Below are 13,451 nucleotides of genomic sequence, written 5' to 3'. Positions count from 1 at the left end.
TATAAACATAAATAAAATTGTATGTCAAATGTAATTAATTCCTTCATCTCCTATATCATACAAAGAGCCCTACATATTCCATTTTGTAGGAGGATTTGTATTTACAGATAATATTTCAATAATATTACAGTTCATTTACATATTAATAACTTCGACAAATTTAGCGGTTATCTAGTATATAATCATCTTAGAAATTCCAAAAATAATATTTTGTGTACTCAATAAAATATAAAAGTAAAGGTGATTAAAAAATGAAATCGACTGGTATTGTAAGAAAAGTAGATGATTTAGGTCGTATCGTAATTCCGAAAGAGTTAAGACGTGTTCTTGAAATAGATGTAAAAGATCCTGTTGAAATTTTTGTCGAAACAGATCGAATTATTTTAAAGAAATATGAGCCGAACGGTGCTTGTGCGATTACTGGCGAAGTATCTTCTGACAATGTAACAATCGCAGATGGCAAATTAACTTTAAGCCGCGAAGGTATGGAGTTATTACTTGAAGAGTTAAAACAACGTAATTTCTAATAAAAAGAAAAGCAGCTGCTCATATGCAGCTGTTTTTCTTTTTGATAAAGTTTTTTCTTCGCTTTCTGATTTTCAGATGATATACTCAGAAGCGAATACATAATAAAGGAGCCTTTTATCATGACAGTTGAACAAATTACTCATCACTTTTTAGCACATCGAAACGTAACTAATGAATTAATCAACAAAATTGAAGCAGGTCACTACGAATACAAGCCTGCCCCGACATCTATGTCCGCTTTTGACTTATCTACGCATATTTTAACATCCTTTTATGCATTTGCATCAGTGGTAAAATCCGGTGATTTATCTCCGCTTGGTCAAAAAGCTGATTTTAGCGGTAAGTCATTATCGGACCTTGCAGCTGAATATACGGAAAAAACAGTAGACGTATTACGCTCACTTAGCGAAGATGATTTAAACAAGACTATCGACGCAACTGCAGCGTTTGGAAGAAAGCTTGCCGGAAGACAGCTTTTACAAATGGCCATTGATCATGAAATTCATCATAAAGGAAATTTATACGTCTACGTACGTGAGATGGGTCATACAGACCTTCCTCTATTTGTTCAGTTCGGTTAATGGTTAGAAAATAGTTCGTGCTTGTAAGCGCCCAAGCTAGAAGTTTGGTGCGCTTTTTCTTTGGAGTTTTCGGCATAATAAGTAAGATATATGGTATAATTCTATCAATAACTTCATATCTACTATTCAAAGCTTGTTTCTTCTTATAAAACGATCGTTATCATCTTTTACAAAGGAGGAATCACTTCATGAGTCAAACTGTTAATCAACAAAAAATTGCTCAAGTGTATCATCTTCCGTTTGTTTCTTCATTTGGAGGAAGTGCTATGAACCTTCTTTCTCCTCAAGCTGGCGAACATATTTTAGATATTGGCTGTGGCACTGGCGAATTTATTTCGCAGCTCAATAAGCTTCATGTCCGTGCAACGGGCATCGATTGCTCTGAAAATATGATTGAACAGGCTCGTCATCAGTACCCGACTCTATCCTTTGAACAGTTAAACGCCCTTAACCTTCCTTATTACGAACAATTTGACGCAGTTTTTTCCAATGCAACTTTACACGACATCCGTCCCCCTCACCTTGTCATTAAAAATATTTACAATGCTTTAAAACCAAATGGCCGATTTGTAGCAGAATTTTGGGGAAAAGGAAACATGGACGAAATTTTCACAGAAATCATTCGTCAATTTAAAACGTTTGATATCCCTTATAACGATGTAGATTTCCCATGGTACTTCCCTTCTGTAGCTGAATATTCTTCTCTTTTGGAATCACAGAATTTTCAAGTCACCACGGCCATACACTACAGCCGGCCCCTCTTGTTAAAAGGGGAAAACGGCTTGCGTAATTGGCTCGAAACAAATGCAGCCCCTCTTTTTGCTCACGTGACGACAGAAACTAAAAATGTCCTCATTACGCGCTTAGAAAATCGAATGCAAGACAAACTATTTCAAAACGGATCTTGGCTAGCAGAAGCTAAACATATACGTGTACATGCTGTAAAACGAGATTAAAAAATGGACGTGATTCTATTCACGTCCATTTTCGTTAAAGTGCAGCCAATATCCTTTTCCCCGAATCACTTCGATTTCTAAATATGTTCCTATTTTTTTGCGAACCCGGTAAATCAGCGCATTCAGCTCTTCCGCTGCTACCAGAATTTCTCCATTTGACTCTACTCGTTCAGGCCAAACGCTTTTTTTTAATGCTTCTTTTGAAACAAATTGATTGTTATATTCTAGAAGGTAAGCTAAGCACGCGTATTCTTTATCTGACAGAATATACGTTTCCTCTTTTACTTTTACTTTCTGCAAAATTGAATCTAATGTGTAAAATGGCTTATTTATTTGTTTTAGCAAAGGTCCTAAATCGAGGGTTGCATCCATATCATCATTTCTAAATACTAAAGCTGCCTCCTCATTTGCTAAGGTAATGACATCCTGCTCTTTCAAGAAACGAGGGGTTCCAGGCTGTAACTCTTCTCCGTTTACTTTTGTCCCGTGTTTACTAAACAAGTCTGTAATGAAAAATGCATTGCTTTCGTACGTTACTTCAAAATGCTTGCGTGAAATGTAAGCACTTTGAAAGGCCAGATAAGGCTCCCATTCTTCACTGCTTCGTCCGATAATACAAGCTTTATCTTTTGGAATAGGCACGGAAGCTCCTTCATAAAAAGGAGCACCGTTCCGAATAATCAACATACCGTTCATTGTTTGCTCACACTCTTTTTTAAAATTTTCTGACTCTTATCATGTAATTATAACACTCACATTTATTGAGATTTCTTCCAACTTTGGATAACATCATAGTATAGTCAGTTATATGATAAAGGTTGTTGCCATGTAAGTAAACCTTTAGAGCAGTCCTTTTCTAACTGAAAAAATACGTATTCTTTGCCCTGCTGTAACGTGGATACAATTTTTTTGTAAAATAATTTGTTTTTTAGTAACTTTGACATATGTTCTCTCTTTTTAAAGCGGAGTAAAATAGGAAAATACGTGAAATATTTACATAATGGAGGAAGACCAATGGGACGTTTGCCAAAAGATAGAGAAATTCAAGCGATTAAACGACGCGTTGCACTGGTATTGTTAATTATTGGATCATTTATTTTAACAGGTGCTAGCTTTAGCGTTTATTGGTTTATGATGTTAAAAATATAAGATTTTTTTATAAAATAAAGAAAAAAGACATGGTTTTGTTCCCATGTCTTTTTTAGGTTTATTTTTTTCTAAGTTTATTCTTTCTCAGACACTCCCGCAGATTGAAACGTAGCCATATTAGCAATCATCAGCGAAGCCGAGTGCAGCAGCGGAAATGTAACAGCAGCTCCACTTCCTTCACCTAACCGAAGATTGAGGTTGAGAAGCGGTTTCTTGCCAAGGAGCTTCATTGCACACGCATGACCTTGTTCAACAGATTCGTGACTAGCAAACATATAGTCTCTTGCTTGTGTATTTATTTCTGTCGCCAGAAGAGCTGCGACTGTACAAATAAAACCATCTACTAAAATAGGAATACGGTGAGCAGCTGCCGCCAGCATAGCACCTGTCATCCCTGCAATTTCAAGCCCCCCTATTTTACTGATAATATCAATTGGATCCTGAGGGTTGATGTGCCTGTTTTGCAGCGCTTCTTCAATTACCTTCACTTTGTGGCGCAGTTGTTCGTCAGAAATCCCTGTGCCCATTCCTGCAAGCTTAGAGACTTTTTCTCCTGTCAATACAGCTAAAATAGCCGTGCTTGACGTAGTGTTTCCGATGCCCATTTCTCCCACAATCAAACATTTAATTCCTTGGGCAATAAGCTCTTCAGCTTCTTCATATCCGACTTGAACAGCCAATTCTGCCTCACTGCGCGTCATCGCGTCTTCTTTATAAAAACTTGCTGTGCCCAGCTTCACTTTGCGTTGTACAAGGTCCTTGTGGGAAAGGTCAGAAGCAATGCCGATGTCAATCAGTTTGAACTGGGCATCTATTTGCCCACTAAACACGTTAATAGCTGCTCCTCCATGCAAAAAATTCAGCGCCATTTGTGCCGTTACGTCTTGAGGGTAAGCTGAAACTCCTTCTTTTACAATTCCATGATCGCCTGCAAAAACGAGGACTCCTGGCGGCGTGACTGTCGGAAAAGCTTCTCCGGTCATGGCCGCTAATTCAACTGCTATTTCTTCGAGCCTTCCAAGGCTTCCTATCGGTTTGGTTAATGTATCAATATAGCGTGCCGCTTTTTCGCCAGCGCTTGTTTGAAGCGGTGGAATATAAACGTTTATCATATGTACAGCTCCTTTGTTTCAGCAAATGTCTACCGTTTAATTTAACAGGATTTTGTTTATTCTGGCTAGTCTTTTTTAAAGTAGATAATTGGATAGAGTTCCCAAGACTTAGTTATACTAGTAAGAGTTGCGTATAGGCAGTATGTTGAAAGGAAAGATTTTATGACAACGAAACAGCACAAAAAGGAAAAGGCAGGTCGGCTCATTTATCGCTACATTATGATGTTAATTGGAGCTTCCTTGGCTGCCGTTTCTATCGAATTATTTTTAGTCCCAAATTCCGTAATTGACGGCGGTATTATCGGTATTTCTCTAATTTTAGTTTACTTAACGAAATTGCCGTTCAGTCTACTTATCATCATCTTTAATCTCCCTTTTTTATATAGTGGATACAAACAAATTGGTCGTAGCTTCTGCTTTTCATCTATGTTTGCAGTTGTTGCTTTATCCATTGTAGAATCTCAATTGCACCATGTTCCAGCTGTAACATCTGAACCGCTTCTTGCTACCGTATTTGGCGGGCTCCTTTTAGGAGCAGGTGTAGGAACGGTCATTCGTCACGGTGGAGCGTTAGATGGAACTGAGATTTTAGGTATTTTATTAACAAAAAAAATCCCGTTTTCTGTGGGTGAATTTGTGATGTTTTTAAATATCTTCATTTTCGCTTGGGCAGGGTTCGTGCTAGGTTGGGAACAGGCCATGTACTCGATCCTTACGTACTATATTGCGTCTAAGACAATCGATGCGATCATTCAAGGGCTTGATGAAACAAAAGCAGCTTTTATTGTGTCAAATCACTATGAAGAGCTATCAGACGCTATTACGCATCGTCTAGGCCGCGGCGTGACGAAACTGTATGGTAAAGGCGGATTTGAAGGTACAGAAAAAGAAGTCATATACGTAGTTGTGACGCGTTTAGAAATTACCAAGCTTAAAACCATTATTTCTGAAATTGATCCACAGGCATTTACAACCATTATGGATACCCAAGAAGCGCAGGGCGGCAAATTCAAATCAGCCATTCACTAACTATACATAAGCGTGAATTTCTCTGAGCATGCTAATAGCTGACTACCCGTAAAGGAGATCACCACAATGAAAGAACAAATGTCCAACTTATTTAACCAATTAAAACAGTCGGTTTCGGATGTATCTGATAAGTTATATGACAAAGTACATACGCTGCAATCTTCACCAGGAGTGAGTGTTTTTGAACTGTATGAATGGATTAAAGAAAATCCAAGCGCAAGCGTACAAAAGCAAACGCTGCTCGGGATTTCGTACTCTTTCTATGCACTCCACGAAGACGGCGTTTTTTTCTATATGGAAACGAAATATGATTATTTACTTTACATGACTATTTATAGTCCAACACGTCATTATTTCACCTATCATTCTTACCGAGATTCTTTATCAACAGTGACTCCCTTGACGTTTCCTATTACTAAATAATAAAAAGCTCCTCAATCGAGGAGCTTTTTTTATATGGTTATCTTCCTTTTCGGACTTTAAAGATAAACAGCGCAAGTAAAAAACCGCTCGTCGCAGTTACTATTTTCCACGCGTTTAAGATTGGATTTTTTTTCAAGGTCCTGCTCCTTCCTTGCGGCTATACTAAAAATAGGATGGCCGCCTTTCAAACAGCTAGTCCAACTTCCCCCTACTATTCATACCATCATCTAACATATAGCCCACCGACATTTTCATCAATTTCACTTTTCATACTATAACATATTTTTGCCATTTAGTAGAAGTCTTAAAAGTAAAAGCTGTACTTCTCTTAAAAAAAACGGTATTGAACCCCTGCATTTTCTTTACCATTCATTTTTTGATAAAGGTTTTGAACAACTTTATTTTCACTGCTGCACTCAGCGGTCATTCCTGCAAACTCATACTTTTGAGAATAGGCAAGGCAAATCTTAAACAAACGTTCACCAATTTTATTTCCTCTGTTTAAAGGAGATACGTACAAATCTTTTAAGACGCCTGTTTCTTTAAAATAATGGGTGCTCCACGATACGTACACCGTCGCAAAACCTACTAGTTTCCCTTCCAATTCAGCAACAAACTGGATACCGTAGGAAGGATTATTCAATAGACGCTTAATATGTAAAGTTAAAGCTTTCCGGGAAGGGTCAGGCTGCTCGCAGAATTTCACTATATATTCTTGCATTAACGTAGCCAGTCGCTCTCGATCAGTTTCAACCGCCTGTCGAATGACAACCATTTAATCACTCCTTTTAGCTCAACGCTCTTAACATAATTCGATAGCTATACTTTTTTTCCTTTCGTTTTCGTGAAAAGCTCCCTACTTTTACACAAGGGGATATTTAAAGCAAACAACCTTATACGGCTTATGGTTGAGGAGAGAAAATACGCTGTTTTAAAAAAGGTTGCAAGCAGCAACCTTTTTTAGTTAGCAAGCGCATAATTTCGTAAGAATAAACCTACGCAGCCGCTGATTACAATCAGTCCTCCTGCCGTTAGAAACGCCGCCGTCACATTTAGCGAAGCAACAGCGCCAAGCAGCAGCACCGAAAGTCCAAACGTCACATATGAAACGCTCAGCGTAGCGGAAAGCACCTTAGGAAGCTTTTCTAAAGGAACGGCCGTTTGTGTAAGCGTGTAAGAACACGTAGCGCTTATTTGAAGGGCAATGCCAATAGTAAAACTAAGTAAAAGGGAAAGAAACGGCACAGATATCACTCCGAACAATAATGTAAAGAAACCTGAAAAAAGACTGCCTAGTATTACGATATGATAAAGACTTCTCTCTTGCTCAACTGAAATCTTCAGCAAAACGAAACCACCAAGAACCGTTCCAACAAAAAAACTGCTGTTAATATATCCCCACCAAGCTTCATTTTTATTTAATATTTCTTTCACAAACACGTAGACAATAGCTGATGCCCAAACGCCGGCAGCCATCCCTTCTAAAACCTCCATGACTAATAAAACCCGCAGGCGCGGATAATGCCAAATTAGCTTCCATCCCTCTTTTAACCCTTGTTTTTGCTTCGTTTTAGAAGAATGAACGTTCATGCGAATGGCCTGCATGAATACGAGTGACAAACTAAATAACGAAAATGACAGCCATAAAAGGCCGGTAGCATCCCAGCTAATAATCAGAAAGCTTCCAAGCGGATAGGCTGCAATTTGAATCGTTTGATCCGTGACATTAAACATACTGTTCCATTTTAACAGCTTCTCTTTATCTACTAAATGAGGAAGCATAGAGCTTTGAACCGGAGCTGCCCACCCATCGAAAAAAGCAATAAGCGCCACGCAGCACAGCATGCTGATAAGCGACATATGCCACAAGAAAAACATAGACAAAACACTGGTTTTTAACAGCTGAGACACCACAAGAATACGCTTAGCTCTGTAGCGATCTATAAGAAAAGGCACCGTAAAACTGCTCAAAAACTTAGCAGCCGTAATGGTAAACGGAATGCATGAAAGCAGCACAGGAGAACTATTTTGAGCGTAAAGAATGCTGATTAACGCAACAATATATAATACATCTGCTAAATTAGCTTGGCTTTGACCAAACCATAAAAAAAGTACGGAACGATTTTTCACGACAATCCCTCTTTCTTTTTAGTATGACTGAAAAGAAAGAGAATCCTACACGTAATCAACCCCTTTATATAGCGGCTTGCTTTTATCGACTTATTACAATCGTATGCTTTTTACAGAACACAACTTTTTTATATATTAAAAAATACAAACAGTTAAACAGTATCGTAAAAAATCAAGAAATTGTCGTGAAAACGAAGTTAGATTAACTATAGAATATCAGAGTTATAGAATCAATACTTTTTACATAATTTTCTTTTTTTGTCTTCTCCACTTCTAAATCACCTAAGCTTGCCATATACATAGATGGACGAGTACTCCTATTAAAATTTAACGTATAGGGTGAGGAATATTTTTTCGAGAGTGGTTTCGATTTGCTGTGGCAGCTTATTAATTGGACTAGGGCTAAACGGGTTTATTGCTCCGTATCACTTACTAGACGGTGGACTTATAGGATTTGGGCTTATCGTATATTATGTGTTTGGAACTCCTATCGGACTGTCCATTTTCTTTTTGAACGTACCTGTCTATTTATATGCTTTTTTTCGTCATCGCCAAAACTTTTTTTATGGAAGTATAGGTTTGTTTGTTTCTTTTTTTATGACAGAATGGCTGTCTATTCTCGAAGGCACGCTGGAGCTTCCTTTGCTCTTTAGCTCATTGCTTGGAGGCACACTCGTAGGAATGGGAATAGGACTGATGCTTCGCTACGGCATCAGTTCGGACGGTCTGGATTTAATCGCTATTATTGTATCGAAAAAATGGAAAATTAATATAGGAATAACCATTTTTATCTTAGACAGTACGATTATGATAGTGGGCTTACATATTATCGGATTTACAGCTTTTTGCTACTCCATGCTTGTTATTACGATGAGCAGCATAATGATTATGCTCTTCACTTCTCCGCGATGGCTGTCTTCATAAAAAAAACGCTTGAAGTTTCAGCGTTTTTTTTATTTGTTTCCTACTATCATATTTATGTGATTGTGGAGAACCGTAATCGTTGAAGGTGTTGTCGTTTCTTTTTCTCCATCACAATCTACCGTTTTTTCAGGAGTGGTTTCAATATGGACTTCTTTTGTCCGAAAATGCATAAGGTTGCTTTCAGGGTCAAGCTGTTCCTCATCAGGAGTTGTTTGTAACCATGCCATAACCGGCTCGATTCCCATTTCTTTAATAACGAATACATCTAATAATCCGTCTTGAAATGAGCTGTTTCCTAGCATAGCGCGAGTTCCTCCTAAAAAAGGACCGTTCCCAATTAACACCATAACTGCTTCTCCTTCATAGGAAGCTTTTTCGCTCGTCATTTTTAATTGAAAAGGCTCTGCTTGATTTAACGTTCTACCTACGCTCATGTAGTAAGAGAGCTTACCAAATTTCTCTTTATTTTCTTCTAAAATATTTTCAGATACATCAGCTACGAGACCGATTCCCCAAAAGTTTAAAAAATAATCTTCGCCATGTTTTCCAACATCCACTGCTTCCGTCTGCTTTTCAATAATTTGCTCCACTGCTTTTAAAGGATTTTGATTCATTCCGATTGCACGCGAAAAGTCGTTGCACGTTCCTCCGGGTAAAATAGCAAATACAGGGCGTTGCTTCAGCGGAGCAAGAGCGTTGATCAACTCATAAATCGTCCCGTCTCCTCCTGCTCCAATAATGACATCCGCTTTGCCTTCCAATTTTCTTACCAGATCGGCACCATCTCCAGGTTGCTCTGTTTTATATAACGTAACCGTCTCAAATGCAGTGTTTAACCGATCACATATAAAGTCAATTTCATTTACTAATTTTTTGTTTCCTGCGTTTGGATTCAAAATCACTGCTGCCTTCATCTTTCTCTCTCCTCTATTCATATCTTCCGTTTCACCTTTTTTCCCTTTCTTTTGAAAAAGCAAACCTTTTGAAATATGAACGTTTTATGAAACCATTCCAATAGTGCTTTTTTTACTTTCAAAACCTGCTATAATAATTTTCGGACTTGTATTAACAAAAGATGGTTATTGAGAGGAGCTTTCTATACGTGTCAATAAAATGCATGACGCAGCTATTTGCAAGTTGTTTTGTTTTTTTACTTTCCTCAGTCGCTACTTGGTATAACGGCTCTTCGATGCTTGAAGGACCTTTATCAGCTAGTTTGACCGGAGGGCTAACAAAGTCCTCGGCGGTTCATCACTATTCTCACATCGATTATTTGTTATATACAATTAAATTCCACCCTCAGTTTCCAATTATGATGATGGTGAGCGGGATTTATTTGATTGTATTACTATCTATTATTGGCTTCAAAAAGCGGTATGGATTAATTAGCTCCTGCTGTTTATGTATCACAGCTCTTTTATGCTACAGCAGCTATAAACTTTCACATACCCCTACCGAAGGTGAACACGCCATGATTACCTCTAGCTTAGCTGCAGCAAGTTTATGCCTAGCAGTCGGATTATTCTATTTATTAAAGCGATTTTATTCTCAAAAAGAATATATTTAACCATATGAAAAAAACGTCGGATCTACCGACGTTTTTTATGTGAAATCCGTTTTATTATTGATTTTGCTCAACTGGCGTATAACCAATATAAGCAGACTGAGGTCGGTAAATACGATTATTTTCTGACTGTTCTACGACATGAGCTGTCCAACCAACCACACGGCTTGCTGTGAAGGTCGGAGTGAATAGTTCAGACGGAAGCTCAACCGCTTTCATAACCGCTGCAGCGAAATATTCTACGTTGGTATAAATGCCTCTTCCCGGCTTGTATTCATTTAGTAATTCAATTGTTTTATCTTCAATTTTAACAATTAAATCAAATAGCCCGTTGTCTCCTGAAATTTGTTTCGATACTTCTTTTAATGCTTCTGCTCTCGGGTCATGTGTACGATAAACGCGATGACCAAATCCCATGATTTTCTCTTTATTATCTAATTTTTTACGAACCCAAGGCTCAATATTCTCTTCACTTCCAATTTCATCAAACATGTTAATAACACCAGAAGGAGCTCCTCCGTGAAGCGGACCTTTCATCGCGCCGATTGCTCCGCAAATAGCTGAAACCATGTCAGATTCGGTAGATGAAATAACGCGTGATGAGAAGGTTGAGGCGTTCATTCCATGCTCAATTGTCAAAACAAAATATGCGTTCAGCGCAGTAACCAAACTTTGATCTGGAATTTCCCCGTTAATCATGTATAAATAGTTTGCTACATGATCCAAATGCTCGTTAGGCTCTACTACTTCTAAATCATTCATTTTACGATACCAATAGGCAATAATAGTAGGTGTGACTGCTGTAATGGCAAGCGCCTGCTCTTTTGTCGGAGGCCAGCTGTATGAAGGGTCTCCTAAAGCTGAGATACACGTGCGAAGCGCGCTCATCACTTCTGTATCTTTTGGCAAACAGTCCATTAACGCAACAATATTAGCCGGAAGCGTACGATGAGCCACCATTTTTTGTTTAAATGCTTTTAACTCATCATGATTTGGCAGCGTGCCGTTCCAAATTAAATAAGAAACTTCTTCAAAAGAATAATTGATCGCCAAATCTTTTGCCCAATATCCGCGATAAATCAGCTGACCTTTCTCTCCATCAACATGCCCTACTTTTGTTTCAGCTGCAACGATTCCTTCTAGTCCTTTAACATATGTCATCTCAACCACTCCCCCAATTATTTTTAACAAACCGGCCCTTTTTTTTATGTACGGCTCGTTTGCAGAATGAATAGACTCACCTTAGTGGTGCACTATACCATTTTATTCCTCTTTCTTAATTGTCAGAACAGTATACAAAATGAACATTTCAACACGTGTTATTTCTGCGCTCGCGGCTTTGTTTTACGGGAGAAAAAAATATTTTTTTAGGATTTTCTTCGAGGGTACTTTTTTGTTAACGCTTACAAATATGCGGGTTTCTAACGTATTTAGAGGAATTTGATGTGCTATTTTTGGATGAATCACTATTCACTTCCTTATGTAAGAGTTTACATTTATTTGAATCATAAGTAAAATAGATAAATAGAATAAATAGTATGAAAACTAAGAATACTAGTGAGGAGAATTTATGGATATTCGAGAACTGCAACATTTCATGGAAGTAGTTAATCAAAAAAGTTTCACGAAAGCAGCAGCTGCAATTCACTTGTCTCAGCCAGCATTAAGTAAAATTGTAAAAAAACTAGAAGAAGAACTCGGCGTAGACCTTTTTGATCGCTCTACTCGAAAGCTGACATTAACCGATGCAGGACAGATTGTATATGGGCAAAGCCAAAAGCTGGTATCCACTCTTCACGAGCTGCATGCTCTGTTAGATGATTTACGAAATCTGCCTACAGGAGATATTAAAGTAGGGATTCCTCCTTTAGTAGGGACTGTTGTTTTTCCAATGATCGCAAAAAACTTTACATCAAAACATCCTCAGGTGAAATTGGAGCTTGTGGAGCTTGGCGCAAAGCGAATTGTCGAACTTGTAGAAAACGAACAAGTAGACCTTGGTATTATCGTATTGCCTATTCAAAACCCTCTTTTTCACGTCTATCCGTTTATTGAAGAAGAGTTTAATTTATACATTCATCATGAGCATCCGCTGGCAGCCAAATCAATCGTTGCTTTGAGCGAGCTTAGAGAAGAGCCGTTTGTCCTGTTCAGCAAAGATTTCTCTCTTCATGATCGCATTATTCATGAGTGCATTCAAGCGGGTTTTCATCCAAAAATAGCGTACGAAAGTTCTCAATGGGATTTGATTATTGAACTAGTCGCTTCTGAATTAGGTATTGCCATTTTACCAAAGTCCGTGTTTCCAAAAATCAATAATCCTTTTATTAAAAGTATTCCAATTGCCGCACCTACTCCAATGTGGGAGCTCGGCATCATTTTGAAAAAAGATCGCTATATGTCATATGCTACACGAGAACTTTTATCCTTCCTAGTAGACCAAGACATCATTTTGCCGTCTCATACGATGTCAGCAAACTCTTAACAAAAAAGCCTCTTCTTTCATTAGGAAGAGGCTTTTAGTCATCTTTTATATCTTTCTTCAATCTTTTTTGTCTTGCGATCAACTAAAAACAAGTCAGCGAATGGAGACTTGTTTTACAGCTGCTTTTTGAATAGCACACCTTTTTTAAAATATACTCCCAAAGCTTCACGATTGGCCATAAATACTCCTATTAAAATAAGAAGACCTCCGCCAATAATAGAAGGCGTGATAGCTTCATTTAAGACTACATAGCCGATTAACACGGCGATTAAAGGAGATACATACAACCAAGTAGATGGAAAAACCGGATTTGTTTGGGCGATTAGCCAATAATATAAGCCGTGTCCAGCAATTGAACCAACAAAAATTAAATATACAATAGACCATACTGCGTTTCGAGGCATAATAGTCGAAACATGAATCTGCTCTGTACATAAAGATAGCACGAGTAGAAATATTCCCCCGTAAAACATTTGAAGACCGTTAATTAAAAACGACACAGGGCTTCAACGTCTTAACGTCATTCTTTCAGCTGAAATATAAAAAGATTCTTTAATAGATGTTTAATTA

General features: G+C 38.0%; 15 protein-coding genes and 1 pseudogene. 9 read left to right on the top strand and 7 right to left on the bottom strand.

Going from position 1 to position 13,451, the window contains the following annotated elements; genetic code table 11:
* Positions 1 to 251 precede the first annotated feature (251 nt).
* The 3 genes from SCI76_RS25115 (at position 252) to SCI76_RS25105 (ending at position 2,065) form a co-directional block, all read left to right on the top strand.
* A complete protein-coding gene (locus SCI76_RS25115) occupies positions 252 to 527 on the top strand; it encodes an AbrB/MazE/SpoVT family DNA-binding domain-containing protein (RefSeq protein ID WP_013057736.1) in 276 nt (91 codons plus the stop codon).
* Between the two features lie 120 nt (positions 528 to 647).
* Positions 648 to 1,109, top strand: a complete 462-nt coding sequence (locus SCI76_RS25110; protein ID WP_048018983.1) for a DinB family protein — start codon at positions 648 to 650, stop codon at positions 1,107 to 1,109.
* A 188-nt stretch (positions 1,110 to 1,297) separates the two neighbouring features.
* Entirely contained in the window at positions 1,298 to 2,065 is a 768-nt protein-coding gene (locus SCI76_RS25105; RefSeq protein ID WP_028414366.1) for a trans-aconitate 2-methyltransferase, read from the top strand.
* Between the two features lie 15 nt (positions 2,066 to 2,080).
* On the opposite strand, the gene SCI76_RS25100 is transcribed toward SCI76_RS25105, so the two are convergent.
* The gene (locus tag SCI76_RS25100) at positions 2,081 to 2,761 is read right to left on the bottom strand and encodes an FHA domain-containing protein (RefSeq protein ID WP_048018982.1); all 681 of its coding nucleotides are present in this window, start codon (positions 2,759 to 2,761) and stop codon (positions 2,081 to 2,083) included.
* A gap of 288 nt (positions 2,762 to 3,049) precedes the next feature.
* Here SCI76_RS25100 and SCI76_RS25095 point away from each other — a divergent pair, with 288 nt between their 5' ends.
* Positions 3,050 to 3,214, top strand: coding sequence for a hypothetical protein (locus SCI76_RS25095; RefSeq protein ID WP_155017376.1), 165 nt, complete (start codon positions 3,050 to 3,052; stop codon positions 3,212 to 3,214).
* Between the two features lie 74 nt (positions 3,215 to 3,288).
* On the opposite strand, the gene cobT is transcribed toward SCI76_RS25095, so the two are convergent.
* The gene (gene cobT / locus SCI76_RS25090) at positions 3,289 to 4,326 is read right to left on the bottom strand and encodes a nicotinate-nucleotide--dimethylbenzimidazole phosphoribosyltransferase (protein ID WP_048018981.1); all 1,038 of its coding nucleotides are present in this window, start codon (positions 4,324 to 4,326) and stop codon (positions 3,289 to 3,291) included.
* Between the two features lie 162 nt (positions 4,327 to 4,488).
* Between cobT and SCI76_RS25085 the strand changes: the two genes are divergently transcribed.
* A complete protein-coding gene (locus tag SCI76_RS25085; protein WP_033580599.1) occupies positions 4,489 to 5,355 on the top strand; it encodes a YitT family protein in 867 nt (288 codons plus the stop codon).
* Between the two features lie 66 nt (positions 5,356 to 5,421).
* The gene (locus SCI76_RS25080; protein WP_033580598.1) at positions 5,422 to 5,778 is read left to right on the top strand and encodes a hypothetical protein; all 357 of its coding nucleotides are present in this window, start codon (positions 5,422 to 5,424) and stop codon (positions 5,776 to 5,778) included.
* A 328-nt stretch (positions 5,779 to 6,106) separates the two neighbouring features.
* On the opposite strand, the gene SCI76_RS25075 is transcribed toward SCI76_RS25080, so the two are convergent.
* Positions 6,107 to 6,553, bottom strand: a complete 447-nt coding sequence (locus tag SCI76_RS25075; protein ID WP_048018980.1) for a GNAT family N-acetyltransferase — start codon at positions 6,551 to 6,553, stop codon at positions 6,107 to 6,109.
* 185 nt (positions 6,554 to 6,738) lie between these two features.
* A complete protein-coding gene (locus tag SCI76_RS25070; protein WP_033580596.1) occupies positions 6,739 to 7,908 on the bottom strand; it encodes an MFS transporter in 1,170 nt (389 codons plus the stop codon).
* 360 nt (positions 7,909 to 8,268) lie between these two features.
* On the opposite strand from SCI76_RS25070, the gene SCI76_RS25065 reads away from it, so the two are divergent.
* Positions 8,269 to 8,832, top strand: a complete 564-nt coding sequence (locus tag SCI76_RS25065) for a YitT family protein (protein WP_047750539.1) — start codon at positions 8,269 to 8,271, stop codon at positions 8,830 to 8,832.
* Positions 8,833 to 8,861: 29 nt separating this feature from the next.
* Here the strand turns inward: SCI76_RS25065 and SCI76_RS25060 are convergent, their stop codons facing one another.
* The gene (locus SCI76_RS25060) at positions 8,862 to 9,746 is read right to left on the bottom strand and encodes a diacylglycerol kinase family protein (protein ID WP_048018979.1); all 885 of its coding nucleotides are present in this window, start codon (positions 9,744 to 9,746) and stop codon (positions 8,862 to 8,864) included.
* Between the two features lie 188 nt (positions 9,747 to 9,934).
* Between SCI76_RS25060 and SCI76_RS25055 the strand changes: the two genes are divergently transcribed.
* Complete coding sequence (locus SCI76_RS25055; RefSeq protein WP_223260182.1) at positions 9,935 to 10,399, top strand: DUF4306 domain-containing protein; 465 nt, start codon at positions 9,935 to 9,937, stop codon at positions 10,397 to 10,399.
* 54 nt (positions 10,400 to 10,453) lie between these two features.
* On the opposite strand, the gene SCI76_RS25050 is transcribed toward SCI76_RS25055, so the two are convergent.
* On the bottom strand, positions 10,454 to 11,557 hold the full coding sequence (locus tag SCI76_RS25050) for a citrate synthase/methylcitrate synthase (protein WP_063247311.1): 1,104 nt from the start codon (positions 11,555 to 11,557) through the stop codon (positions 10,454 to 10,456).
* A 409-nt stretch (positions 11,558 to 11,966) separates the two neighbouring features.
* Here SCI76_RS25050 and SCI76_RS25045 point away from each other — a divergent pair, with 409 nt between their 5' ends.
* Positions 11,967 to 12,881 carry a LysR family transcriptional regulator gene (locus SCI76_RS25045; protein ID WP_013083830.1) on the top strand — a complete coding sequence of 305 codons (915 nt, stop codon included), beginning with the start codon at positions 11,967 to 11,969 and terminating at the stop codon, positions 12,879 to 12,881.
* Positions 12,882 to 12,994: 113 nt separating this feature from the next.
* Here SCI76_RS25045 and SCI76_RS25040 read toward each other — a convergent pair.
* A pseudogene (locus SCI76_RS25040) lies at positions 12,995 to 13,375 on the bottom strand (EamA family transporter); the annotation flags it as partial.
* Positions 13,376 to 13,451: the final 76 nt, after the last annotated feature.

It is taken from the genome of Priestia sp. HNGD-A6 (genome assembly GCF_045784335.1).
Classification (GTDB): domain Bacteria; phylum Bacillota; class Bacilli; order Bacillales; family Bacillaceae_H; genus Priestia; species Priestia zanthoxyli.
The sequence above is the reverse complement of the archived record's forward strand: the minus strand, read 5'-3'. Positions and strand labels throughout refer to the sequence as shown.